The organism is Candidatus Micrarchaeum sp., from assembly GCF_016806735.1.
Classification (GTDB): Archaea; Micrarchaeota; Micrarchaeia; order Micrarchaeales; family Micrarchaeaceae; genus Micrarchaeum_A; species Micrarchaeum_A acidiphilum_A.
Map to the genome: position 1 here is coordinate 359,268 of NZ_CP060530.1, position 22,976 is coordinate 382,243.

Annotated in this window: 26 protein-coding genes and 1 tRNA gene; 15 read left to right on the forward strand and 12 right to left on the reverse strand. The window is 45.8% G+C overall.

Features of this window, described 5'->3' with window-relative positions; all coding sequences use genetic code 11:
* Positions 1-24 precede the first annotated feature (24 nt).
* Together Micr_RS01950 and Micr_RS01955 are read right to left on the reverse strand one after the other, a co-directional pair.
* On the reverse strand, positions 25-2,430 hold the full coding sequence (locus Micr_RS01950) for a plasma-membrane proton-efflux P-type ATPase (RefSeq protein WP_203134977.1): 2,406 nt from the start codon (positions 2,428-2,430) through the stop codon (positions 25-27).
* Between the two features lie 61 nt (positions 2,431-2,491).
* Positions 2,492-3,532 (reverse strand): hypothetical protein, encoded by a 1,041-nt coding sequence (locus Micr_RS01955; RefSeq protein ID WP_203134978.1) that lies wholly within the window; start codon positions 3,530-3,532, stop codon positions 2,492-2,494.
* A gap of 158 nt (positions 3,533-3,690) precedes the next feature.
* Between Micr_RS01955 and Micr_RS01960 the strand changes: the two genes are divergently transcribed.
* Positions 3,691-3,764: transfer RNA gene (locus tag Micr_RS01960), tRNA-Arg, on the forward strand.
* Between the two features lie 138 nt (positions 3,765-3,902).
* Here Micr_RS01960 and Micr_RS01965 read toward each other — a convergent pair.
* Positions 3,903-4,268 (reverse strand): hypothetical protein, encoded by a 366-nt coding sequence (locus tag Micr_RS01965; RefSeq protein WP_203134979.1) that lies wholly within the window; start codon positions 4,266-4,268, stop codon positions 3,903-3,905.
* A 292-nt stretch (positions 4,269-4,560) separates the two neighbouring features.
* Positions 4,561-5,121 carry a hypothetical protein gene (locus tag Micr_RS01970; RefSeq protein ID WP_203134980.1) on the reverse strand — a complete coding sequence of 187 codons (561 nt, stop codon included), beginning with the start codon at positions 5,119-5,121 and terminating at the stop codon, positions 4,561-4,563.
* 66 nt (positions 5,122-5,187) lie between these two features.
* Between Micr_RS01970 and Micr_RS01975 the strand changes: the two genes are divergently transcribed.
* On the forward strand, positions 5,188-5,619 hold the full coding sequence (locus Micr_RS01975) for a hypothetical protein (RefSeq protein ID WP_203134981.1): 432 nt from the start codon (positions 5,188-5,190) through the stop codon (positions 5,617-5,619).
* 341 nt (positions 5,620-5,960) lie between these two features.
* Here the strand turns inward: Micr_RS01975 and Micr_RS01980 are convergent, their stop codons facing one another.
* From Micr_RS01980 to Micr_RS01990, 3 genes are all read right to left on the reverse strand, one after another.
* Entirely contained in the window at positions 5,961-6,152 is a 192-nt protein-coding gene (locus Micr_RS01980) for a hypothetical protein (protein WP_203134982.1), read from the reverse strand.
* Positions 6,153-6,164: 12 nt separating this feature from the next.
* Positions 6,165-6,380, reverse strand: a complete 216-nt coding sequence (locus tag Micr_RS01985; protein WP_203134983.1) for a hypothetical protein — start codon at positions 6,378-6,380, stop codon at positions 6,165-6,167.
* Positions 6,381-6,522: 142 nt separating this feature from the next.
* Positions 6,523-7,260, reverse strand: a complete 738-nt coding sequence (locus Micr_RS01990) for a hypothetical protein (RefSeq protein WP_203134984.1) — start codon at positions 7,258-7,260, stop codon at positions 6,523-6,525.
* 333 nt (positions 7,261-7,593) lie between these two features.
* Between Micr_RS01990 and Micr_RS01995 the strand changes: the two genes are divergently transcribed.
* Together Micr_RS01995 and Micr_RS02000 are read left to right on the forward strand one after the other, a co-directional pair.
* Positions 7,594-8,133: a DUF488 domain-containing protein gene (locus Micr_RS01995; protein ID WP_203134985.1), complete on the forward strand. Its 540-nt coding sequence runs from the start codon at positions 7,594-7,596 to the stop codon at positions 8,131-8,133.
* Between the two features lie 28 nt (positions 8,134-8,161).
* A complete protein-coding gene (locus Micr_RS02000; protein WP_203134986.1) occupies positions 8,162-8,725 on the forward strand; it encodes a uracil-DNA glycosylase family protein in 564 nt (187 codons plus the stop codon).
* Between the two features lie 8 nt (positions 8,726-8,733).
* Here Micr_RS02000 and Micr_RS02005 read toward each other — a convergent pair whose 3' ends face one another.
* Together Micr_RS02005 and Micr_RS02010 are read right to left on the reverse strand one after the other, a co-directional pair.
* On the reverse strand, positions 8,734-9,129 hold the full coding sequence (locus tag Micr_RS02005) for a DUF302 domain-containing protein (protein WP_203134987.1): 396 nt from the start codon (positions 9,127-9,129) through the stop codon (positions 8,734-8,736).
* Between the two features lie 17 nt (positions 9,130-9,146).
* Positions 9,147-9,410, reverse strand: a complete 264-nt coding sequence (locus Micr_RS02010) for a hypothetical protein (RefSeq protein ID WP_203134988.1) — start codon at positions 9,408-9,410, stop codon at positions 9,147-9,149.
* Between the two features lie 124 nt (positions 9,411-9,534).
* Between Micr_RS02010 and Micr_RS02015 the strand changes: the two genes are divergently transcribed.
* Entirely contained in the window at positions 9,535-10,485 is a 951-nt protein-coding gene (locus Micr_RS02015; protein WP_203134989.1) for a hypothetical protein, read from the forward strand.
* A gap of 44 nt (positions 10,486-10,529) precedes the next feature.
* On the opposite strand, the gene Micr_RS02020 is transcribed toward Micr_RS02015, so the two are convergent.
* Positions 10,530-11,987, reverse strand: a complete 1,458-nt coding sequence (locus Micr_RS02020; protein ID WP_226803572.1) for an RtcB family protein — start codon at positions 11,985-11,987, stop codon at positions 10,530-10,532.
* Between the two features lie 177 nt (positions 11,988-12,164).
* Here Micr_RS02020 and Micr_RS02025 point away from each other — a divergent pair, with 177 nt between their 5' ends.
* The 10 genes from Micr_RS02025 to Micr_RS02070 are packed head-to-tail and all read left to right on the forward strand — an operon-like array spanning position 12,165 to position 20,653.
* Positions 12,165-12,392: an ATPase gene (locus tag Micr_RS02025; protein ID WP_203134990.1), complete on the forward strand. Its 228-nt coding sequence runs from the start codon at positions 12,165-12,167 to the stop codon at positions 12,390-12,392.
* Between the two features lie 18 nt (positions 12,393-12,410).
* Entirely contained in the window at positions 12,411-12,989 is a 579-nt protein-coding gene (locus tag Micr_RS02030) for a V-type ATP synthase subunit E (protein WP_203134991.1), read from the forward strand.
* Positions 12,982-14,049: a V-type ATPase subunit gene (locus Micr_RS02035; protein WP_203134992.1), complete on the forward strand. Its 1,068-nt coding sequence runs from the start codon at positions 12,982-12,984 to the stop codon at positions 14,047-14,049. The genes Micr_RS02030 and Micr_RS02035 overlap by 8 nt, the downstream gene beginning before the upstream one ends.
* Positions 14,039-14,368, forward strand: a complete 330-nt coding sequence (locus tag Micr_RS02040) for a V-type ATP synthase subunit F (protein WP_203134993.1) — start codon at positions 14,039-14,041, stop codon at positions 14,366-14,368. The genes Micr_RS02035 and Micr_RS02040 overlap by 11 nt, the downstream gene beginning before the upstream one ends.
* Before the next feature lie 40 nt (positions 14,369-14,408).
* Positions 14,409-16,163: a V-type ATP synthase subunit A gene (locus tag Micr_RS02045; RefSeq protein ID WP_203134994.1), complete on the forward strand. Its 1,755-nt coding sequence runs from the start codon at positions 14,409-14,411 to the stop codon at positions 16,161-16,163.
* A 15-nt stretch (positions 16,164-16,178) separates the two neighbouring features.
* Positions 16,179-17,573, forward strand: coding sequence for a V-type ATP synthase subunit B (locus Micr_RS02050; RefSeq protein WP_203134995.1), 1,395 nt, complete (start codon positions 16,179-16,181; stop codon positions 17,571-17,573).
* Positions 17,560-18,192 (forward strand): V-type ATP synthase subunit D, encoded by a 633-nt coding sequence (locus tag Micr_RS02055; protein ID WP_203134996.1) that lies wholly within the window; start codon positions 17,560-17,562, stop codon positions 18,190-18,192. Before Micr_RS02050 ends, Micr_RS02055 begins: the two co-directional genes overlap by 14 nt.
* Positions 18,192-18,374 carry a hypothetical protein gene (locus tag Micr_RS02060; RefSeq protein ID WP_203134997.1) on the forward strand — a complete coding sequence of 61 codons (183 nt, stop codon included), beginning with the start codon at positions 18,192-18,194 and terminating at the stop codon, positions 18,372-18,374. The genes Micr_RS02055 and Micr_RS02060 overlap by 1 nt, the downstream gene beginning before the upstream one ends.
* Positions 18,371-18,700 (forward strand): hypothetical protein, encoded by a 330-nt coding sequence (locus Micr_RS02065; protein ID WP_203134998.1) that lies wholly within the window; start codon positions 18,371-18,373, stop codon positions 18,698-18,700. The genes Micr_RS02060 and Micr_RS02065 overlap by 4 nt, the downstream gene beginning before the upstream one ends.
* Before the next feature lie 12 nt (positions 18,701-18,712).
* The gene (locus Micr_RS02070; protein ID WP_203134999.1) at positions 18,713-20,653 is read left to right on the forward strand and encodes a V-type ATP synthase subunit I; all 1,941 of its coding nucleotides are present in this window, start codon (positions 18,713-18,715) and stop codon (positions 20,651-20,653) included.
* 62 nt (positions 20,654-20,715) lie between these two features.
* Here Micr_RS02070 and Micr_RS02075 read toward each other — a convergent pair whose 3' ends face one another.
* Together Micr_RS02075 and pheT are read right to left on the reverse strand one after the other, a co-directional pair.
* The gene (locus Micr_RS02075) at positions 20,716-21,234 is read right to left on the reverse strand and encodes a hypothetical protein (RefSeq protein ID WP_203135000.1); all 519 of its coding nucleotides are present in this window, start codon (positions 21,232-21,234) and stop codon (positions 20,716-20,718) included.
* Between the two features lie 92 nt (positions 21,235-21,326).
* Complete coding sequence (gene pheT, locus Micr_RS02080) at positions 21,327-22,973, reverse strand: phenylalanine--tRNA ligase subunit beta (protein ID WP_203135001.1); 1,647 nt, start codon at positions 22,971-22,973, stop codon at positions 21,327-21,329.
* Between the last annotated feature and the right edge of the window lie 3 nt (positions 22,974-22,976).

Consider the following 22,976-nt stretch of genomic DNA (forward strand, 5'->3'; position numbering starts at 1 on the left):
TAAAATGGCTTCGACTCTTAACTCTTAATCCATCTTCAGCTTCTTGAATACAGCCACCTTTACGAAATCGTTTATGAACAGCGCAGCCACGCCCAATCCTATTATTGTCAGCAGCTCGTAAGGGCTGAGCTTTGGCACGAATATGCCAAAGTAGGAAAGAATAAGGCCCACTGCAATTCCGAACGTTATTGCCAAAGCGAGCGTCTTGCTTGGCCTTGACTTCCAGAAGAAGCCCTTAGCTCTCATATTGAGCACGCTGAACTCGTTGGTTATGTTGAACATTACGAAAGTGGCGGTCTGGAAAGCGGGTATCGATAGGTTGAAAATTCCCCCTCTGAATATCGGGACAAGGGCCAGCGTTTCAAGCACAAGGAATATGCCTATTATCGCAGAGGAATACATCAGGCCCCTTACGTTCCATACGTCGGGGCTCCTAGAATATTCTGCGTTGTCCGTCGATATTGTTATGTTTATTATGTCGTTGGTAAATATCAATATTATCAGCATGAAAGGCAGTATGGTTATGAACCTGAAAAACAGGTACATTATGGCTATGAAGCCTATTATCTGGAATGTCTTGAGTATCTTTACGTCGGAATAGGTTATCATGCGCTGGAATATTCTCCTGCTCTCCTTCACCGCGTCAACGAAGACTTCTATTCCGTTTTTTGTAAGCACCAATGCGGCAGAGCTTTTAGCCACATCGGTAGCGCTTTCAACCGCTATGCCTACTTCTGCCTGCTTGAGCGCCGGTGCATCGTTGACTCCGTCCCCAGTCATTCCTACTATATAACCGTCTTTCTGCAAGGTTTTGACTATTGTGTATTTGTCTTCTGGGTAAACGTCTGCGAATCCTTCTGCGCTTACTATCTTTCTCTGAAGCTCCTTCTCGTTCTTGCGCTCAGCAGTAATGTCATATATCCTGTTTCCCATCCCTACCTCGCTGGCTATCTGTGTCGCAACCTTTATGTTGTCCCCGGTTAGCATTTTTGTCTTGACTCCAAGCCCGTGCAGTTCGTCAACGAGCTCCTTTGCATCTTCTCTAGGGGCGTCGTATAAAGCCATGAGCCCGCAAAGGCTCCAGCGTTTTCCATCCTTGCTTTTGGCTATTGCTATTGTCCTGAATCCCTTGGAAGCATATTCTTCTACGGTCTTTAAAACTTCCTTCTTGTTTACCCTGCCTGTAATTCCGAGTGTCATTACCGTGTGTACTGCGCCCTTGGTTACGTAATAGCTGCCCTTCCCTGAACCTATTATGGCAGATGTCCTCTTTGTGGAAGGGTCGAACGGATAGAATTTTTTCTGCTGGCTCGTTTTTATCTTCTTTATGCCCGCATATTCTATCACTGCGTTGTCTATCGGGTCGTTGTCTTCTTTGCGCGAAGCCTCTACCGCATATTTTGCAATCTCGTCCTCAGAACTTCCAAAGCTTTTTATGGCCCTGACTGTTATCTCGTTCTTGGTTATCGTGCCGGTCTTGTCCATGCACAATATCTCCATGTTTGAAGTGTCCTCTATGGCTTCCAATTTGGTAACCAAAACGCCCTTCTTCGCGAGCTTTTCGGTTCCCAGCGCCATAGAAACTGTAAATGCTGCAGAAAGTGCAACTGGTACTGATGCTATCAAGAGGACGAGCAGGAACTTTATTATTATCAATATGTTCTGATGCAGCACGAACAGGCCGAACACAAGCATTATGATAAGTATTATCCCGTCGCCAAGGAGCAGGTATTTCACTATCCCCATTATCGCCTTCTGGAGATGCGACTTTACTCTTGCGTTCTGTACCAGCTTTGCAGTCTTGCCATATACTGTGTTATAACCAGTACCTATGACTATGCATAAAGCCTCTCCTCTTTTTGCCGTCGAGCCCTGCCTTAAAAGGTCGCCTTCCTTCTTTCCTTGCGGCATAGATTCTCCTGTAATTATGGACTCGTCAACCTGCAGCTCCTCTGGCTCTATTACCTTGCAGTCTGCTGGTATTATGTCCCCGAGCTTTACCTTTATTATGTCCCCAGGTACAAGCATCTTGGCCTTTATAACCTGCCATCTGTTGTCCCTCAAAACGCGTGCAGAGCTGGAAAGCCTTTCCTTCAGCGCATCTACGGATTCATCGGCCCTGTATTCTTCTATGAAGCCTATTATGGCGTTGAAAACGAGAAGGGCAGTTATTATATATACGTCCCTGATGCTGTTGAGTATATATGAGAGTATTATTACTACTATTAGGATTAGCTGTACTGGGCCTGTGAACTTTCTTAGGAATATGAGCGCGTAGTTGGGCTTCTTTCCAACTATCTCGTTGTAGCCGTATGACCCTATGCGTTTATCCGCCTCCTTTGATGAGAGCCCTTTCGTGCTCGAACCAAGCGCCTTGTAAGTCTGCTTAAGGTCAAGCTTCTCTATCTTTTCAGACTCTATCTCCTCCATTCAAACGTCTATACTCCTTTTCTACTAAACCTATTTATAAATTCAGAGAAACCGCTCAAAATCAGAGAAGAGCGAAGGACTTCATAACAAACGCAAGGACTACGAAAAGTGCCTCTATGACCCACATGTAAGCCGATATCTGCCATTCATTTGGCTTTCCAATCTTCATTATTAAGTGCGTCCAGCTGTATACCTTCTTGCCGTACTTAGATACGAAGCTTCCATCTGGCTGCAGCGTTCCAAGATCGCTGCTGTGGAACTTCTTCTTTGCGTGCAGGAGAAACTCTATTATCCATGGCATGAAGACTATTATCCCGAAGGATTCCATGTTGCCTATTACCATGTCTGCTATTATTGCAGCCCCGAAGAAATAGGTAAAGCTGTCCCCCGGGACCATCCTTGCAGGGTATATATTGAAAGCTGTAAAAACGAGCATCGACGCAAAGAGTATTGCAGAAACCAAGGCTCCTGTATAAGTTCCGAAGATTAAGCTGTAGATTAAAAGCGCAAAAATTGCAACGGTTCCGGTTCCTGTTGCTATGCCGTCGAATCCGCCCAATAGGTTGAACGCGTTGGCGCCGAACATTATTGCAAGTGGCACTACGACAAGCGGGTAGTATACGGAAAGGGCTATGTTTCCTACAAGCGGTATTCTCACAATCGAAATGCCTGCGTTTATGGCCATTAAAGGTATTGCGCCCATAAACGTGAGTATCGGCTTCTGCCACTGCTTGAGCCCTGCCCAGGACCCTACCTTGTCCTCCGTATTTGCATTGCTCATCCTTATGTTTATATCGTCAATGAAGCCGACTATTGTTATGAGCAGCACGGCAGTTATTATGCCAAAAAGGTCTTCAAGCGAAGCTACTGGAGTGTAAAGCCCGAAGCTGCTCCCGAATATATATACCATTAGCCCTACGGAAAAGCCAAACGCTATGGCGAAGCCCAATCCCGTCGGGAGCACTGGCTTGGACTTTTTGTTATGGTCCACAAGGGTTATTCCAGAATACCTCATGTACTTCATTAGGAACATTGTGGCAACAAGCGTCACTATGGCTCCAACTACTGAAGGTATCAGTATCGTAAGGTAAGTGTGGAACATTCAAGGCCCCGTAAGCATTGGATAAGTAAGTTTATATCAAAACGGAGATTATAAAACTTTTGTTTGCTTTGCAAAACCGGAAATGCCCATAACCAATTGCCATACTGTTAAGCTTATTAAAGATAAGTCGGCAAACTACTTACTGTTAAGTATGCTATGCCCCTGTAGTATAACTTGGATAGAACACGAGCTTGCGGAGCTTGTGATCCGGGTCCAAATCCCGGCAGGGGCGTATAACCCACAGTAAGGAACCCTTATATAACGATTTAAATAAGTAAAGGCAACACCGCACTTAAAGAAAAGGATCCGCTACTATACCGATTTATATAGGACTTGATGGAGGAGATGGAAGAATAAAGACCATCAAGTTTTAGGTTAGTCTATGACCTCTCCATTCAAAAAACCAAGCTAAGCCTTCTAACATTACTAAAGCACTTCCAATAAACCAAAATACTAAAAATAAAATATCAATCAATGAAATACCTACTAAACTTTTGAGCTTTAAAAGTAAGGCTGATTCAATTAATGTAAGAGCTAACAACATAAAGCTTAAACCGATCAAAATTTTATTATGCCTTTTTGTGTTGTTGTTTAGTTCTTTGATTAGGGACAATAATTCAGAACTACTTCCAACATTGTTTATATTGTCTCGCACTTCTCCAGTAATTGTTATTAATCTTTCAAGAGAATCTTCAAGTTTTTTACTTCTATCAATGTCCTCATTTTTATTTTTCATAGAAAAACCCATACCATCCGAATACAATAAACATTATTAACTTGTCCTATTTCTATTGGCAAGCCATCTAGCACCCTTTGGATATGCTAAAATCAATCCTATAGCAATCAATACTGCACTTATAAGTATACCTACTAAATCCCAGAATATGCCAGAGAATAAGAAGGTAAAGTTAGAGGTGCTTATCGTTTTGTGATAACTAGTTATGTAAGCATTATATGATAAGACAAGGATAACTATCGCTATGATGGTGAGAACAAGGCCTGTAATCTGTTTTAGGTGCAACATAATATCAGCCATTTAATGGCAATATTCCTGCAATGCTCAATATTAATATTAATTCAAGTATGATTAAAAAAATAAATGCCAAGTATGAAACAAATTTACTTTTAGAAAAAATCTTTTCCGATTTTTTGTGTTGTAGCCTTAGGGCTATACCTGCAAACAAAATAATAAGAAACATGATTAAGAATACACCGTATAACTCACTAGTGATTGGAATAATGAAACTACAACTATGTATTTTTATGCTATTGCTACTGTTACTACAGATGGAACTATTTAAAAAATCTAAAGAAGTCAAAGAAGCAAATAATAATATGATTATTGAGATAATGGTGTTAAAAAATACTCTCTCTTCTTCAATGTCTCCATTTAGTTCAAAAGTATACATTATTAGGTATGTGGCCCCTAAACTAATTACTGATGCATAAATTATGTTGGCACTAAGGGATTCTTTAAGAAGTAAATAAAGGATAACTACAGTCACGATTATCGAAAAAAGCACTATTAATTCTTTTGTTTCTATAGTTGCCTGCTTAATCTTTTCTTTTAGGTACCTTATGTTTATCATAGGTATACAGAAAGATATATCACCAAAATCAATAAAAGCCTTACACGCTAAGTAGTTTTGATGCGTATGGGTGCTGGAGCAAAGATAGGAGGAGTTATATTTCTTCTAATTATTCTCGCAGGTGTATACTACCTTTATTCTATAGGGACTTTTGCTACACTATTATCAACACCTATATCATCAATTGTAAATAATCCTGCTAGTTATTTAGGAAAACAGATTACAGTAACAGGAGATTTAGGAGACGGAGATATAAGTGGAATAAACTGGTATGGTCTTTATAGTACAGTGGGTTATGTAGAAGTTTATATAAATAACGAAAGTCCATATGCTATCTACGATTTTGGTTACAATTATACTATGACTGGATTATTTACAAAAACGGTTGGTTGTTCAGAATTTGGGATAGTAAGTCTTGGAAATTGCATTGGAGGTTTTGGTAGTAATACAGAGATTTATTACTTGAATGTAACTTCTGTAAAACCCGCTACACCTTAAATGTGACACTATGGTTAATTGGAAATTTGCTTTGTTTTTTTATGGTCTGATAGTGGCGGTTATATTTCTTGTATTTCTGACATTTATAGAAATTTCTTATTTTGGGATAGACTTTAATACAATATTTATGAGCATACTCATTATATCAAGCTTATACATTATAATAAAAGTTGCAATAGAAAAGCGACCAAAACTCAGAAAGTAATAATTATCAACTTTGCCAGAGGTAAGATACAAATAACAGCAGGTTCCTTATCGAGAAGAGGGCAACCGGCAGGGGCGTCGCTGATAACAATTTCCTGCTTCAAAAAATCCGTGCTCTTTGCTTTCCGTGCACAAAACTACTCCGATTTGGGGTGCTCTTTCATGAATAGCGAGACCACAATGAATATAATGCTAAGGACAAATTCAAACAGTATCAGTTCAACCTCGGTAAATGTGCCTCTGGCTTTCCAATAAGCTATCGCGCTTGTCGCCCACGCTATTATCAAACCTACACCGACGCCACGGACATAATATTTTCTTATTTTCATTGCTTCGCTCCTTTACTTTGACCTCATCCTTACGCTTAAGTACGCTATCGCGCTAGTGACCCATGCTATTGTGAGCCCAATCCCCACTCCGCGTATATAAGCATTATCCCTAAAATGGCCAATCATGTAAAGTATCACGCCCAAAACAAGCTCCAGCATTATAAGAGCAAGTATCAGCTTTGGATAAGTATCTATCGCGCCGATATTGGTCTTTATTTTATCCGGCATAAGATTAACCTGTTGTTTTTCTAGTTTGCATAATGAGCCAAGCGCATATATAAGCTTATTTATACTGCTTTAGCCATTAAATTTTATTATCCTGATCCATTAAGGGGTTGGATTCTTAACTACTTTTGCGCCTATAACTGGTTTATCGGTTGACCGGTGTTATATTAAGCTCTATCTGGATCGCTATGCGGTCTGTCGTATTTGTGTTGCCTACGCTAAGCTGCAGCCTGCCAGGGGAATATACGCCGGATACTGTGGCATTGGTCCCTGCCATTACAAGAACTTGCTGCGATGCATTTTCCGAAGCATTCGCCAAGGAAGATTCTCCAAATATAATAACGCCTGAATTTTTCTGGTTTGCCTCTGCTGTCAATTTGACATAGGATACCTGGCTTATGTTGAAAGTCAAATTCGAATAAGCAATGCTTACTGTCTTAAGTATCAGGTACTTGCTGCCTTTCATATACGTAGACTGCGATGCTACTGTCGCATTTTGAAGGAATAATGTCTTGTTAAACAGTGTCGATTTTGGAGTACTTGCCCTGCTGGTATTAAATCCGGCTTTGGTTGAAGAATTATAATTATCATTGCCCATGCCGCTGCGGTTGCCTGCAGCCAAGGCGTCTGTTGCATTAACCGAGGTACGGTTTAAAAATTGCACCCGGCTGCCATTATGCCCATTGCCAATTGCGCTTGAATTAACCTCGTGCATTCCATGGCTGGACGAGTTTGAGTAATTAATATGGCTTGTTGGCACCGGCATGCCTCCAGAGTGCGGATAGATCTGCCCAGAGCTTATCGCTCCGTATAACATAAGTGCAATTATCGGGATCGCAATAACGATGCCTAAAGCTCTGGCGTGGTATTTTGTCTTTTTCATCATGTCGCCTGACGAACATTGCCGAGTAAGCGCAGCAGAAAGCGCATCTTGACTGAAAGCACCACTTATTTTCACCTTTGGGCTTAAATAGGCTCTTGTATTTAGCGGGAATTCTTGTATTCGCATCAAGCTTTTGGTTATATAAATGGATTATTGGGAGTATTGCAGCCTAATCGAGTTGCCATAAACAAAGTTTATAACTGAGCCTTTCTTTCCATAAGCAAGCCGTAGTGGTTTGGCGATGGCACAAATTTTTCCAAAAGCAGCCAAAACGCCTTGCCAAGTAACAAATAATTGCGATAAGTGTTAATATCCATTGCAGGATATGCTATTATGCCTAAAAGCCAGAATCCAATATATGCGTTGGGCTATTCGAATCTCGAAATAGCCAAGTTCATAAAAATTCTCAAGTCACATTCGGTTGATACGCTCGTCGACGTTCGAACAATCCCGAAATCAAGGCATCAGCCGGATTTCAATGAGGCAAGGCTTTCATCACGCTTGAAACGGAACGGCATAGAATACGTGCACTTCAAGGAGCTTGGCGGCCTGAGGAAGCCATCAAAAGAATCCATAAACATGGGATGGAGAAACGAGAGCTTCAGGGGATTTGCAGACTATATGCAGACCAGAGCCTTTGCCAGCGCCGTATTGAAACTCATAGGGCTAAGCAGGAAGCACACGCTGGCTATGATGTGTGCAGAGGGCAACCCATTCAGGTGCCATAGATCGCTCATAGCAGATGCGCTTACGGTAAGGGGAAGGAAGGTTTACCACATATCTGGTATTTCAGGATCAAGGCCGCACGAACTTACATCGTTTGCCAAGGTAAAGGGTACAAAGATAACATATCCGAAAAGCCGGAGCGCATAGTGCCACACCAATCGATGCAGGTGATGTTTTGAAATACAAAAATATACGCTACAAGCTTTCAAAGGATGCGCTGATAATGTTCGTAGGAATAAATCCCCATCCTGGTTCCTATGAAAGGGGCGTACCGTTCTCGAACAACAAGATGTTCTGGTATCTTCTGAGCAGAGCGAATATAATAAATGAGCCAATCTCACTTCTAAAAAACGATTCTGAGCTCAGTGAAATGTATGAAAAAAGGTTTGCCGAAAAGTATCAGCTCAACTTCATAAACCTGATAAACAGGCCTACTGTCGATGTCTCAAAGCTCAAAAAAGCAGAAGCCGCTTACGGAATAAGGCGAATGCTCATGGCTGTTAAAACTTACAAGCCTAGAGTTGTGTGCTTCATAGGCAAAGTCACTTATCAGATGTTTGACGGTTCCGGAATCCCTGATTACGGTCCAAAAGAAGCGCTTTTCGGATCAAAGGTTTATCTATGCCATTTTCCAATAAGAGGCTACGCGTCCATACGGATAAACGAATTGAGAAAAATCATGAAAGTCGCAAAGGATCTGGACAGCAAAAAAACGCAATTGAAAAATAAGCACGAATAAGGATATCTTCACGCCTTGCCGGCAGCCTCCATGACTATGGCGTTAAGAAGGCCCGAAACCTTGTTTATAACGTCAAGGTTGCGGTCAAGTCTGTGCTCCTTTGCCATGTGCAGCGGGTTGTAATAGCGCAGTATCGTCTTGTTGTCTTCGCTGCTTATCAAAATCCTGAGTGGAAGGTCTATGGCTATGCTGAGCTTGTCCTGCATAAGCTTTGTGCCAGCTTCTGGGCTGCCGAAAATTATCACAGTAGCATTATCCATATCCATGCCTGCGTCCCTTGCGTTCTTCTTGTGGTCTATAACTGCGAAGATATGTATGCCGCGCTTTTCTATTGCAGCGGTTGCCCTCTCAAGCACAGTATCAAATGCATCTTCGCTGCTGACCTTCACGAGCCCGTCAACCATGTCAAAACCAGTAGAGATTACTTGTCGTCAGTATGCTCTGGCAGAGAGAAGATTACCTCATCCATTTTGTCCTGCGAGCCCTCCTTCAGCACTTCGCTCTTGCGTATTATGAAGTTGTTGCCTCCGGATTTCTGAGCCACTTCGTATATGTGCTTCATATAGAGAAGGAGTGCCTCTTTGTTTTTCTTCTTTATCTCCTTTTTGTAGGATTCGCAGGCAAGGCACGTATGTCTCTTCTTGCCAGGTTCGGTCATCAAGCTTATTACTATCTTGTCTTCCAACAACCCACCCTTTATATAGATAAAATAATACACGATACCTATATTTATAGTTTTGTTTTTGGGGTGATGGCTAACAAAACATATAAATATTATCTACTTTTTAGTTAGGTTTAAAGGTGTTAAAATGGTGGAAAAGGAACTGAATAAGGATGCAGGTATACAGACTAAGTCTGTGACATCGCAGCAGTCTATATCTAATGCATCCCAGAATGCGCAAGGCACGGTACACAGATACGCTTGGATGTTGAATGGCGAGCAGGTTGTCGCAACACTGCCTGTAAAATACGCACTGGTCATAGGCTCGGTTCACGATACAAAACTGGGTCCACAAACGAGCAAGGTACAGCCAAAAAAGGTAAAGGTAAAAAACGTTGTCGCAACCAATTACAGGATCGCTTACCTTGATGGAAACGACGAGCTTTTCATGGACAAGAAAAGGGAGAAAGTCGGCCGCAACGGAAGGCAATTCTTCTTCTACAACAAGGACGCTTTCGAAAAATATCTCTCTGACGTCATAAAGCACAACGATCAAATTCTTGAGGCCTACAAAAAGCAGGATCAGAAATTTGCGGACTATTACAGCAAGAAGCATACTCCTGGAAAATTTGCGAAGAAGCTTTTCAAAGAGGGCTATATAACATCCGTATACCTGCTCAACGACGTTGCCGAGGCCACAGAAGCGAGGTTCAAGAAAGGCACGATAAACAAGGGCATGATGGGCACATGGCTGACAAACAGGACTACCTCAAGGAACGCAAGCTTCCTTGACAGGTTCAAGCACGGCTTTGCCCTAAACGGTGTTGAGCTATATCTCCCGACTCTTGAAACAAACAAGTTTCTGCACGATTCCGGGAAGAATTTCCTTGAAGGGCTGACAAAGATAAAGATTAATGATGCAAAGAGCTCCATCACTAGGAAGGCGGAGTTCTATGTAAGGCCAAGCAAGGCATCTGCAGAGCAGATTGGAAAGCTCATAAGCGACATACTTGACAATGTCGTCGAAATGCGCGCCTACAGCGACAAGGACTTCGTGGCTGAAACATATCAGAATCTGGCAAGGAAGGACAATCCGTAATTTCCTTCCCCTTCTTTTTCTTTTTGCTTTTGTTTTGCGCTTGATTATCCCTTAGCCACGCCAATGGGCAGCAGCTGAGCAACTATTTTTGTTATTCCGGCACCGGCTACGCTTGCAACGACATCGTCAACGTTCTTGTACGCGAGCTCGGATTCCTCGCTTACAAGCTTCCTGTCCCTTACTCTGAGCTCTATGTCCTTGTCGCGCATGCTTCCGAGCGTCTTTGCCGCAGGTATCTCGCGTATGGCCTGGTGCCTGGACATTAGCCTTCCGGAACCATGGCACGAAGAGCCGAAGCTCTGCTTCATAGCTCCTTCAAGGCCTGCAAGAACGTAGCTTGAGGTTCCCATGCTTCCGGGTATCAGGACAGGCTGCCCGTAATCGCGGTATATCCTTGGTATCTCTGCCCTTCCTGGGGCGAAGGCCCTGGTGGCTCCCTTCCTGTGCACTATAAGCTTCATCCTTTTCCCGTCAACGTCGTGCTCTTCCTCCTTGGCTATGTTGTGGGCCACGTCGTAAACGAGGTGCATGCCAAGCTCGTCCCAGCTCTTCAAGAAAACCTTTTCGAAGCTCTTGCGTATGGAGTCCATCATAACCTGCCTGTTTGCAAACGCGAAATTGACCGCGCACTTCATGGCCTTTAGGTAATCTTCGGCTTCCTTGGATTCCGTATGCGCGTAGCTAAGCTCAGGATCTACGAGCTTTATGTTGTTCTTGGCATTGTAGTCATTGAGCACCTTGAGGTAATCGCTGCATACCTGATGGCCGTAGCCCCTGGAGCCGCTATGCACCATCACTACTACCTGGTCTTCATAAAGCCCGAAGGCCTTGGCTGTTTTCTCGTCAAGCACTTTTCCGACGCGCTGCACTTCAAGAAAATGATTTCCTGCTCCCAGAGTGCCAAGCTGCGGCACTCCTCTTTTTTTTGCCAGGTCGCTTACCCTGTCTGGGTCCGCTCCTTTCATGCATCCGTTCTCCTCGGTTCTTTCCAGGTCTTCTTCCACGCCGAAGCCCTGCTTTATGGCCTGTGCGGCTCCTTCGACTGCGACCTTCTCCAGATCGCTTCTGGTAAATCCTTTTGCCGCCTTGCTTCCGACTCCGCTTGGAACCATATTGAAGAGCGTGTCCATTAAGCTGTCCAGCTTGGGCTTTACCTCGGCGAAGCTGAGATTGGTCCTTATGAGCCTGACTCCGCAGTTTATGTCAAATCCTATCGCCCCGGGTGAAACTATGCCGTTGCTGGCAGGGAACGCCGCAACGCCGCCTACCGGAAACCCATAGCCTTCGTGGCCGTCCGGCATTATGAGCATGTTCTTTACCATTGTCGGCAGCCCGGCTGCATTTATGGCCTGCTTCAGCGTCCTGTCGCGCTGTATGTTGTCAATTATGTAATCGTTGGCGAATATCTTCACTGGAACGTTCATGGATTTTTCCTGCGAAGCATCAATCTGCCATTCGAAATTGCCCATCTTTTCTATCTTAATCTCTTTCCCTTCCATCATGATCACTTTCAAAAGCATATGCTGGCGCAAACGCCGTGCTGCGCCTATTTTATGGAGTCTTTATAAATCTATTCGTTGCAAAATTAATTGTTTGTATTCATTAGCACGAGATTAGTTATCTATGCTTGTTAATTTATTTATATTGCTACGTTAAAGCTTAATGATTTGGTGAAAAACATGGTAGTAGCGGTAAGTCCGTTATATGCTGTTGCTGCATCTATAGCAATAGCCGGAGGATTGATAGGAACTGGAATGGCGCAGCAGGGAATCGGAGCTGCAGGAATGGGAATAATAGCCGAAAAGCCTGAAAAATTTGGACAGGTGCTATTCTTCTTCGTGATACCAGAAACGCTTTGGATAATAGGATTCGTGCTCGGCCTCATACTGCTGCTGCAGATACTCTGAAGTTAGCCAGTGGTGCAAATGGGCCTCGAAGAGATCGTGGCAGGCATAGAAAAGCGCAGGGAGCAGGAAACATCCAAGCTCCTCAGCGAAGCCAGGGCCGAAGCGGATAAAATAATAAACGATGCAAAGGCACGGGCGGCTTCGGAATCAAAGGAAACGATTTCCCGGGCCGAGTTCGAGGCTTCGCAGATAAAGGCAAGGGAGCAGTCCAAGGCAAATATAGAGGCCAAAAGGATACTCTACAGCTCGATGGCTGAAAAGCTCTCAGCAGCGGAAGCCGAGCTCAAGGCTTCGATATCGGAATACAAAAATACGGACGATTACAAGGCCTTGCTGCTTAAGCTGTACTCCAACGCTCTTGATGCACTAGGGGCCGACTGCGAGGTACATGCTGCCAAGGACGACATGCAGCTGATAAAAAAGAAATTCCCGAAGGCCAAGCTTTCAGAAGCCCCCGAAGGCTTCGCGTTCGGCCTGTACGCAAACTCTTCAGACGGAAAAATGGCAATAGACTATGGCCTTGACAGCATGCTCTCAAAGGTAAGGGATGGATTCTATTCAAGGCTTATCAAGGTTATAAATGGTAAAAATGACTGATTCAACGTATACTGGGAAGTACGGCAGCCTAAGGGCGATGGCAACCTCGCTTCTCAGCACTGGCTTCTACGAGCAGGCTTCTGGGAAATCTCCGGAAGAGATACTCAAAATGCTCTCGGAGACCAGATACAGGAAGCAGATAGACGAGCTTTCGCAGCTGTACCAGATGCCAGACCTTTTCGAGGCTGTAATAAACGCCACAATGGCAAAATCGCTGCAGGAAGCCTATATCGCAATGCCGCCGCTGGCTCAGCCGTTCGTAATGGCCTACATAAGCAAGTGGGATATAGAAAACATAAAGGTTGTGCTCTCTTCGAAGACAATGGGCTACGAGCTTACAGATACATCGCATTTCATGCTGGCCGTTAAGAATCCAGTCGGCATACTTGCGGGCAGCATAAGCAAGCCGGACTATGCCAACCTGCTGGCGCAGAAGGACGTAGTTTCGGTAGTCAATTATCTTGCAAAGTTCGGCTACGGGACAGTGCTGATGTCACACATAGACGACTATGCAAAGAACGGATCGCTGGCACCCATGCTCACCGAGCTTGGCTTCTACTACTATACGCATCTTGCAGAGTCGCTGCGCTTCTACAAGGGCGACGAGGGCCCGGTGTACGAATATGTCATAGCGATGATAGACGCTGAAAACGTGCTAAACGCCGCCAAGGCTGCATATTCCGGCGTGCAGGACATCCAGCAATACGTAATAAAAGGAGGCAGCATAAGCGCCTCGCAGATCGCCGAGGCGGTCAATGGAAAAGCTTCCGAAGCCCTGTCTAAGCTGCTGGGAGATGGCGCGCAGGACTCGCTTTCCAGGTACATTACTGCAGGAAAGCTCTCAGAACTGGAAGCGGTGCTGAAAAGGTCGCTGTATAAACGGTTCATGCCGACTTTCTCCTCATCCTCGCAATCATTGTCTTATATAATGAGCTACATACTCAGGCTCGAAGCCGAAAGGGACGCGCTCAGGGCGTTGCTGTTGCAGGGCTATTACGGGATAAAGGCCGACTTTGCGCTATACGCGCACAACGAAGCGGTGAAGCAGAATGGAAGCTAAATTCGGAAAGATAGCAGTCATAGGCGAGCGCGAGATAGCCCTTGGGTTCAAGCTTTCAGGGATAAAGGATGTTTTCATCAGCGAGGGCAAGGAGGCTTCGTCGACGCTCCTGAGGCTCATGGCCTCTAAGGAATACGATTTAGTAATAGCTTCATATTCGATAAAACTGTCGCTCAGCCCAAATGCGCTCAGGGCCACGGAAACGGCGATGAAGCCTTTGGTAATATTCATACCTTCGGAGAAGGAGCTATCCGAGCAGTCGGAATCGGTAGAGGCGCTGGCCAAGAGGGTCCTGGGCGTCGACATATACAAAAATTGATATGACACTTGATTGAACTTTGAATTGCAAGTTGATTTGAATGAGCGGATTTATATATAGAATTTCGGGCCCGGTCGTAATAGCGGGAGGTCTGGAAAACCCAAACATGTACGACGTGGTGAGGGTTGGCAAGGAGGAGCTTATCGGGGAGATAATAAAGCTGGAAAAAGGCATGGCCACCGTGCAGGTGTACGAAGATACAAGCGGACTCAGGCCAGGAGACATAATAAAGAGCACAGGAATGCAGCTCTCCGTTATGCTTGCGCCCGGCATCGTCGGTTCCATATTCGACGGAATACAGAGGCCGCTGGACAAGATAAGGGCCGAGAGCGGCGACTTCATAGCCAGGGGCATAAACGTAGAGTCTATTGACACCAAGAAGAAATGGGCGCTTAAAGCCGTGCAGAAGAAGGGTGCGCACGTAAGCGCAGGCGACATTATAGCAGAAGTCGATGAGACGAGCCTTATAAAGCACAAGGTAATGGTCCCGCATGGTGTGTCTGGCACTATAAGCTCAATAAGCGACGGCGAGTTTACAATAGAAGAGCCGTTTGCGACTATAAAAACGGAAACTGGAAAAGATGTCAAAGTGGCAATGCTGCAGAGATGGCCAGTGAGGATGCCAAGGCCGGTAAAAGACAAGCTCCCCATGGAAGTGCCGCTTATAACCGGACAGCGAGTCGTAGACACGATGTTTCCAGTCGCAAAGGGCGGAACCGCAGCGGTTCCAGGCCCGTTCGGAAGCGGCAAGACCGTAATACAGCACCAGCTAGCCAAATGGTCGGACGCAGACCTGATTGTATACGTAGGCTGCGGAGAGCGCGGCAACGAGATGACAGAAATACTTACCACATTCCCAGAGCTCAAGGACCCAAAGACTGGCCAGCCCCTAATGGACAGGACAATACTCATAGCCAACACTTCGAACATGCCCGTGGCTGCCAGGGAGGCGAGCATATACACTGCCATAACTCTTGCAGAATATTACAGGGACATGGGGTATGACGTGGCGCTCATGGCAGACTCGACAAGCAGATGGGCCGAGGCGCTAAGGGAAATATCCGGAAGGCTCGAGGAGATGCCTGGAGAAGAAGGCTATCCTGCATATCTCGGAAGAAAGGTCGCCGAATTCTACGAAAGGGCAGGCAGGGTTCACGTCCTCAACGGAGGCATAGGCTCAATAACTGCAATAGGTGCAGTATCCCCGCCAGGAGGAGACATATCCGAGCCGGTGTCGCAGAACACGCTCAGGGTCACAAGGGTCTTCTGGGCTCTTGATGCAGCCCTTGCCAACGCCAGGCATTTTCCTTCGATAAACTGGCTAAACAGCTATTCACTTTATGCTGACGACCTCGCCAAATGGTACGAGGTCAACATAAGCCCCGAATGGTCGGGCCTGTACAAGAAGGCAATGGCCATACTGCAGAAGGAATCCGAGATAAACGAGATAGTGCAGCTCGTAGGCTACGATGCGCTTCCGGAGCAGGACAAGGTCACTCTGGATACGGCGAAAAGCCTTAGGGAGGACTTCCTGCAGCAGAACGCCTTCGACGAGGTTGATACATATTCGTCGATGCGCAAGCAGTACCTTATGCTGAAATCGATACTTCAGGTCGGCGACGAGGAATCCATGGCTGTAGACCATGGCGTGCCAGCCGAGAAGATGTCAAAGCTTGAAGTCAAGCAGAAAATCGCAAAGATGAAGTTCATTCCCGAGGAGCAGATAGAGGAGTATTCCAAGGAGATTTCCAAGCTTGCCATGGACATGCGCAACATAAAGGCTTCTGAAGAATGATATAACGGTGTAAAAATGGGAGATATTTACTACAAAACAATAAGCCAGATAACAAATGTGCTTCTTTTTGTTGACGGCATAAAGGATGCGGCGTACAACGAGCTCGTAGAAATAAAGCTCGAAGACGGAAGGACTGTCACTGGGCAGGTTCTCGATACTAGGGATGGAACAGCCATAGTGCAGTCGTTCGGCGAAACGAGGGGAATGAACACCGGCAACACTGCGGTAAGGCTTACCGGCACAACCGCCAAGCTCAAGGTCAGCACCGACATGCTCGGGAGGATATTCAACGGCATGGGCAAACCAAGGGACGGAGGCCCGGAGATAGTGCAGGGTGAAGAGATAGACATAAACGGCAGCGCCATAAACCCATATTCAAGGGAAGAGCCGTCGGAGTTCATAGAAACGGGCATATCTACAATAGACGGAATGAACACTTTGGTCAGGGGGCAGAAGCTCCCGATATTCTCAGCTTCCGGACTGCCGCACAACAGGCTTGCGGCGCAGATAGCCAGGCAGGCAAAGATACTCAACAAATCCGAGGGCTTCAGCGTGGTTTTCGGCGGCATAGGAATAAACAGCGAAGAGGCAAACTTCTTCAAGACCGAATTCGAGGAAACCGGGGCCATTGACAGGGCAGTAATGTTCATGAACCTCTCATCGGATCCATCTATGGAAAGGATAATACTGCCTAGGTTAGCGCTGACTACCGCAGAATATCTGGCTTACAAGGAAGACATGCACGTGCTGGTAATACTTACTGACATGACAAACTACTGCGAAGCGCTCAGGGAGATATCGGCCGCAAGGCAGGAAGTTCCTGGAAGAAGGGGCTTCCCCGGATACATGTATACCGACCTGTCGACGATATACGAAAGGGCCGGAAAAATAAGGGGCAGAAAGGGCTCGATAACGCAGGTGCCGATACTGACCATGCCTGGAGACGACATAACGCATCCGATACCCGACCTCACGGGCTACATAACTGAGGGCCAGATAGTGCTGAGCAGGGAGCTATACAGGAAGGGAATATACCCGAACGTCGACGTGCTGCTGTCCCTTTCCAGGCTGATGAACCAGGGAATAGGCAAGAACAGCACGAGGGAGGACCACAGGGGCGTAGTGGATCAGCTTTATGCCGCATACGCAAAGGGCAAGGACCTCAGAAGCCTAACCGAAATAGTGGGAGAAGAGGCGCTCAGCCAGGGCGACAAGGCATACTTAAAATTCGCCGACCTGTTCGAAAGCAAATTCGTCAACCAGGACTATTACGAGGACAGGAGCATAGAGAAGACCCTGGAGCTTAGCTGGGAGCTTCTGTCGAACATAGACAGGAACGACGTCAAGAGGGTCAAGGAGGAATACATAAAGAAATACGGAAAGTGGGAAGAGAAGAATGGCCCAAAGTAATATAAGGACTACAAGGCTGGAGCTCATAAAGACAAGGGCACGCATAAAGGTGGCAGCCAAGGGGCTCAACCTGCTCAAGATGAAAAGGTCAAGCCTGGTTCTGGCATTCTTCGACATGGCAAGGCAGATACGGCTGATGAGGGGCAACATGCTCGAGAGCGTGCGCCTGGCTGCAGATTCCGTAAAGATCGCAGATATTATGTCAGGTAGGATAACCATGGAGCGCATTGCCGCGGAAAACGCCGAGGCCTCTGCAAGAGCTTCATCAAAAAACATAATGGGGGTGAAGATACCGGATCTTGAGATAAAGTCCAACGGAACGGAAGATGCAGTTTACTCAGTAATATCGATGCCGGCATCCGTGTTCGACGCGAAGAGGAGCTACGAGAACCTGTTCAAGCTGCTCATAGAAGTGGCGGAAAAGGAGAACGCGCTGCGCCTCCTGCTTTACGAAATAGAGAAGCTCAACAGAAGGAGCAATGCAATAGAAAACGTTGCAATACCAAAGCTTAAGGAAAAGGCATCATACATAAAGCAAAGGCTTGACGACATGGAAAGGGACCAGATAGTTTCAATAAAATACATAAAAGGCAAGCTGGAGAGCGAAGGTGAGGCCTGATGCAAAGCAATTACGCTATGGACAAGATAATGCATAAGCAGCACAGGCTCAAGATGACCGAAGAGAGCACCCGTGCGATAATGAAATTTCAGAGGATAATGTACGCAGTAATGGCGATAAACATAGCGGTGGCGGTATTCGCCGTGCTTATGCTAATGCTGCTGTCAGGGGTAGTAAAATGAGCGATATTTCTACATTGGAAAAAATAAAGGAAAGCGAGGATTCATACTCGAAAGCCATAGAAAAGGCAAAATCCGAAGCCGAAGCCATAATGAAAAACGCGCACACGCAGGCGGAGATAATACTTCACGATGCAAGGGAGCGTTCGACAGAGCAGGCCGATTCGATAAAGGTGGAGGCGCTTAAGGATGCAAAAAAAAGCGCGGAGGCGCTGATAGAGGCGCAGCAGTCAAAGGTCTCTTCGCTTAAAGAAGTATCGGAGGATGAAGCGCTTGAGGCGTTTGCCGAGGCTGTTTCGGAATATTTTGGAATCCAAGGCAAGAAGTAAAACGGTGCGATAATGTTGTTGAAACCTGCAAGGATGTCAAGGGAGCGCATAATCATATCGAAGGAGCACCGCCAGCCGGTAATTACGGCCCTTCATGACCTTGGCGTCATGCAAATAGAGCAGCTTCCGGAGAACGTTGCCGAGATGCTTAACAAGAGCGACGACCTTGATTACAGGCAGATAAGCGATTACGACCAAAAGTTCAGGAGCCTCGAATCCATGCTCTACAAATACGAGCCCAAGGATAAATACTCCATGGAAGACACTGCAGAGCTGATAAAGAAGGCCGATTCGGTAACGATAACGGAAAGGGTCGCACAGATAACAAGGGAAATGGCATCAGCGGAAGCCGAGCTCAAGGAGCTCAGGGACACCATGAACCTTTTGAAGCGTATGCCGCATACAAGGCACGATCTGGCGATATTTGGGACCGACAAGATTGCATCATTCTTGGTGGAGGGCAGGGACTTGCAGAAATTCAATTCGGAAGCGCACAAAGAGATAAAGGAGTGCGTGATCCTGAAGGGAGAATATTCAACAATAGCGAGCATAAGCAGGGATTCGGAAAAGGAGTTTGGCAACTATGTAAGAAGCATGAAACTCTCAGTGGAAGCCATACCGAAAATGTCAGGGCCCGTGTCTGCAAACGAAAAGCTCATAGAATCCAAAATATCGGAATCGGAATCCAAGTACGAAGCCCTCAAATCAGAGCTTACCAACATATCGGAAATACACTATCCTCTTGTAAGCGCCATTCGCGAGCAATTAGACTTAGAGATGGAAAAGCTTGACGTAGTGTCCAAGTTCGGCTTTGGAATCAACGTCATAGCAATCGAGGGCTGGGTGCCTGAGGAAGACCTTCACAGGCTGAGGTCTGCGCTTAAGCGCATAACCAACGACGGCTTCATAATGGAGAAGATACACACCAAGGAGCTTCCTCCAACAAAGCTTTCAAATCCCGTTACGACGAGGCTATTCGAGTTTTTCATAAGGTTCTATTCGCTGCCAAAAAGCGACGAGTTCGACCCAACGCTCATATTTGCGGTAGTGTTCCCGATATTCTTCGGCTTCATGATAGGCGACGTAGGATACGGTGCCGTTATGCTTCTCGGCTCAATATGGCTTCTTCACAGAATAAGACACCCGCCGAAGAAAAGCCACATACCGAAACCGATAAGCAAATTTGTCAACACAATAATAAGCAACAACGGCCTCACGGTGCTGGCAAAATCCATAATGCCGGGCGCAGTGATAGCCATATTTCTCGGCGTAATATTCAATGAATACTTCGGTTTCCAGCTTCCTTATACTGCAATCTTCAACGTTGAGACTGGATTGCCGACACTGCTGCTCGTATCCGGCTGGATAGGCGTTGCGATGGTATCTTTCGGGTTCGTGCTGGGATTCCTGAACAATCTTGCAATAGGGCACAAAAAGCATGCAGTCGGAAGGATAGGCTGGCTCATGGCTGCATGGGGCATAGTCATATTCGGCCTTGCAGTTCTCCACAAGCAGCCGCTATGGTTCCCTAATTATTCCGTGGTGCTTGCATACTTCCTGCTTATCGGCGGAATAATAATGTTTCTTGTCACTGAAGGCTTTGAATCGCTCATGGAACTGCCATCTCTCATAAGCCACATACTTTCATATACTAGGCTCATAGGCATATTGCTGGCTTCGGTCATACTCGCGCAGGTTATAGACTTCATATTCATGCATTCACTGACGCATTCAATACCTCTTGCCATACTGGGCATAGTGATACTCATAGTGGGCCAGCTCTTCAATATAGCCATAGCGCTATTCGAGCCAGGAATACAAGGCGCAAGGCTTATATACGTGGAATTCTTCTCCAAGTTCTTCTCTGGAAACGGCAGGGAGTTCAGGCCGTTTGCGAGCAGGAGGCAGCGCACCGTAAGCACGGTAAAAGACGAACAACTCATACAGCGCTGAAGTTTCTCTCTGTCAAAGCTGTGGCTTGGCTCGCATAAAATAAGCGTGCACAAAATTTGTTTTCAGGTAACTTTTTCCAGCACGGTTCCTGATATGGTATGCGGAAATCCTGTTTGTATGTCGGTGTAGTTTATAACTACATATCCTTTGAAAAGAGCCCCGGGATTGCCGGTGAACACCGTATTGTTGCTCCAGCACTGCAGTGTTGCCGTGCTGTTTCCTGTTATTGTGACGTTGGATCCTATCTGCACATCTATGCCGTTGGGGAAATAAACCATGTGGTTGAGCGAATCGTTTGAATTGCAGCCTATTGCGGTTATATTTATCGGAGAACTTGTTGACTGCTGCATGTTTACTGTAAGCATCCCGTTGCTGCTGAGAGTGCTGAATATGCAGCTGAAATCTGCAGGGAATATGCAGCTGGTGCTGACGAATGAGCTTGGGTTGAACAGGCCGAGCTCAAATAGTACTCCGAGAGCAATTGCGATTATGAGTATGGCCCACCCGTATGTTATGAGGTATTCCATGGCGCTTTGGCCTTTGGCCCCTCTGCCGTTTTTCATAGCGTTTGCAGGTTCCATAAACACACGCACAAAATTCTCAGCAAAAAGCTAAATTACTTAAGCAGTGCAGTGGTCATTCCAAGCGCAGAGCACGCAGCAGTATAATGCCCTCAATACTTTATTTTTGATAGTATTATCTCGCACCCTACAACAGGTTCCTCTATCCCGAATCCGTTCAGTATTTTCGGATGCACCTCTCCGATTATTCCTATATCCTCGCCTTTAGAAATTATCCTTGCGCACCTTCCAGGTATAAATTCAGTCCCGGAGCCCTCCTCAAATCCCACTTCAATTCCTAGAGAGGCCATTGCAGATATTATTACGGATTTTGCCTCTGCAAAATCAGCCTTTGAGTGCTCAGATACGAAAGCAAATGACTTCCTTTCTTCTGCCTTGCCCTCTGAAACGCTAAAGGTATCCCCTATTTCAAACATCTTGTAAGGCATCTGCTCCGATGCAGAATCCTTCAGGTTGTTGATAAGCGATGGCAGTATGCTGCTGCGCATTATGCTTATGTTTTCGGTTTTGGAATATTTTATGCTTACGACTTTTTCCATTTCGGGCTCCCTGCCCATCATCTCGAATTCGGATTTCTCGTTTGCCAGGTAGTTGTTGTACGCTTCGGTATATCCGAGCCCTAGCATAATCTCTGTAAGCTTGTCGGAAAAGATAGTAAATGCAGTTTCGCTTCCCGCATTTACGCTTGGCACGGGCCTGGATTTTACTGAATCGTATCCGTATGCGAAAACCAGATCCTCGTAAACATCCTGTTCATTGAAAACGTCGTAGCGGTATGGCGGCACTGCCACGGACAGATATCCCTTTGCTTCCTCGGAAATGACATAGCCGCTTCTTACTGCAAGCTTTTTTATGTCGGCATCATTCGCCTTGTAGCCCAGCACTTCGCTGAACCCGGAAGCCTTGATCTTTATGCTGAACGAATTGAGCCTTGGATATTCGACATCTTTGCCATTTTCAGAAACGACTTTAACCGAATAGACCTTTGCACCAGCATCGATGAACCTGCATGCGAACATATCGGCTACTTTCGATACCGTATTTGGATCTGTCCCTGTAAAATCTATGAAAAGCGATTTTGTTTTTGCGGTTACCCTGGTTTTTTCGGAATTTGTTATAGGTATAAGCGAAATGGTCTTCGAAGAGTCCCTAAGGAACGGATATAGCTGCCTGCTACCTTTTCTCGGTGCAATTGTATTTGCGTAGGCTATTCCCTTCTGATTTTTCTCCATTACCTCGTCGAATCCGGCTTCCGCATTTTCCCCCAAAGGAGTTATGCTTCCTTCATAAGAGGCGTCATAAATAAGATTTCCATCTATTGCAGAAAGGTCATGGATCCCCATTGCAAGCTTCTTCCTGTTCCTGCCCAAAGTGCTGCCGAGCTTCTCCGAGAAGTTTATCAGGTACTTCAAAGAGGCTTCAGTAAAAGAAACGTCTTTTACAACAATCCCTGCAATATTGGGCCTGACCCTGCTTACAAGTTTACCAGCCTTTATGGAAATTCCACTGCTGCCGCTTGCTTCATACCTTCTGGGTTTTCGCAAGCCTTCGTAAAGGGCCAGCTGCCTTCCCAGGCCTATTATATCTAGCATGTCCGACCTGTTTGGAGTTATGTCAACAGTTATCTCACCGTCGGCATCGCGTTCAACCTCCATGCCAATTTTAGGTATGGTGTTTTCCGGCTTTTCGATGCCTGACTCCTCGACAAGGTCCTTTTTAGCGAATGTTACGGTTGCCATTAC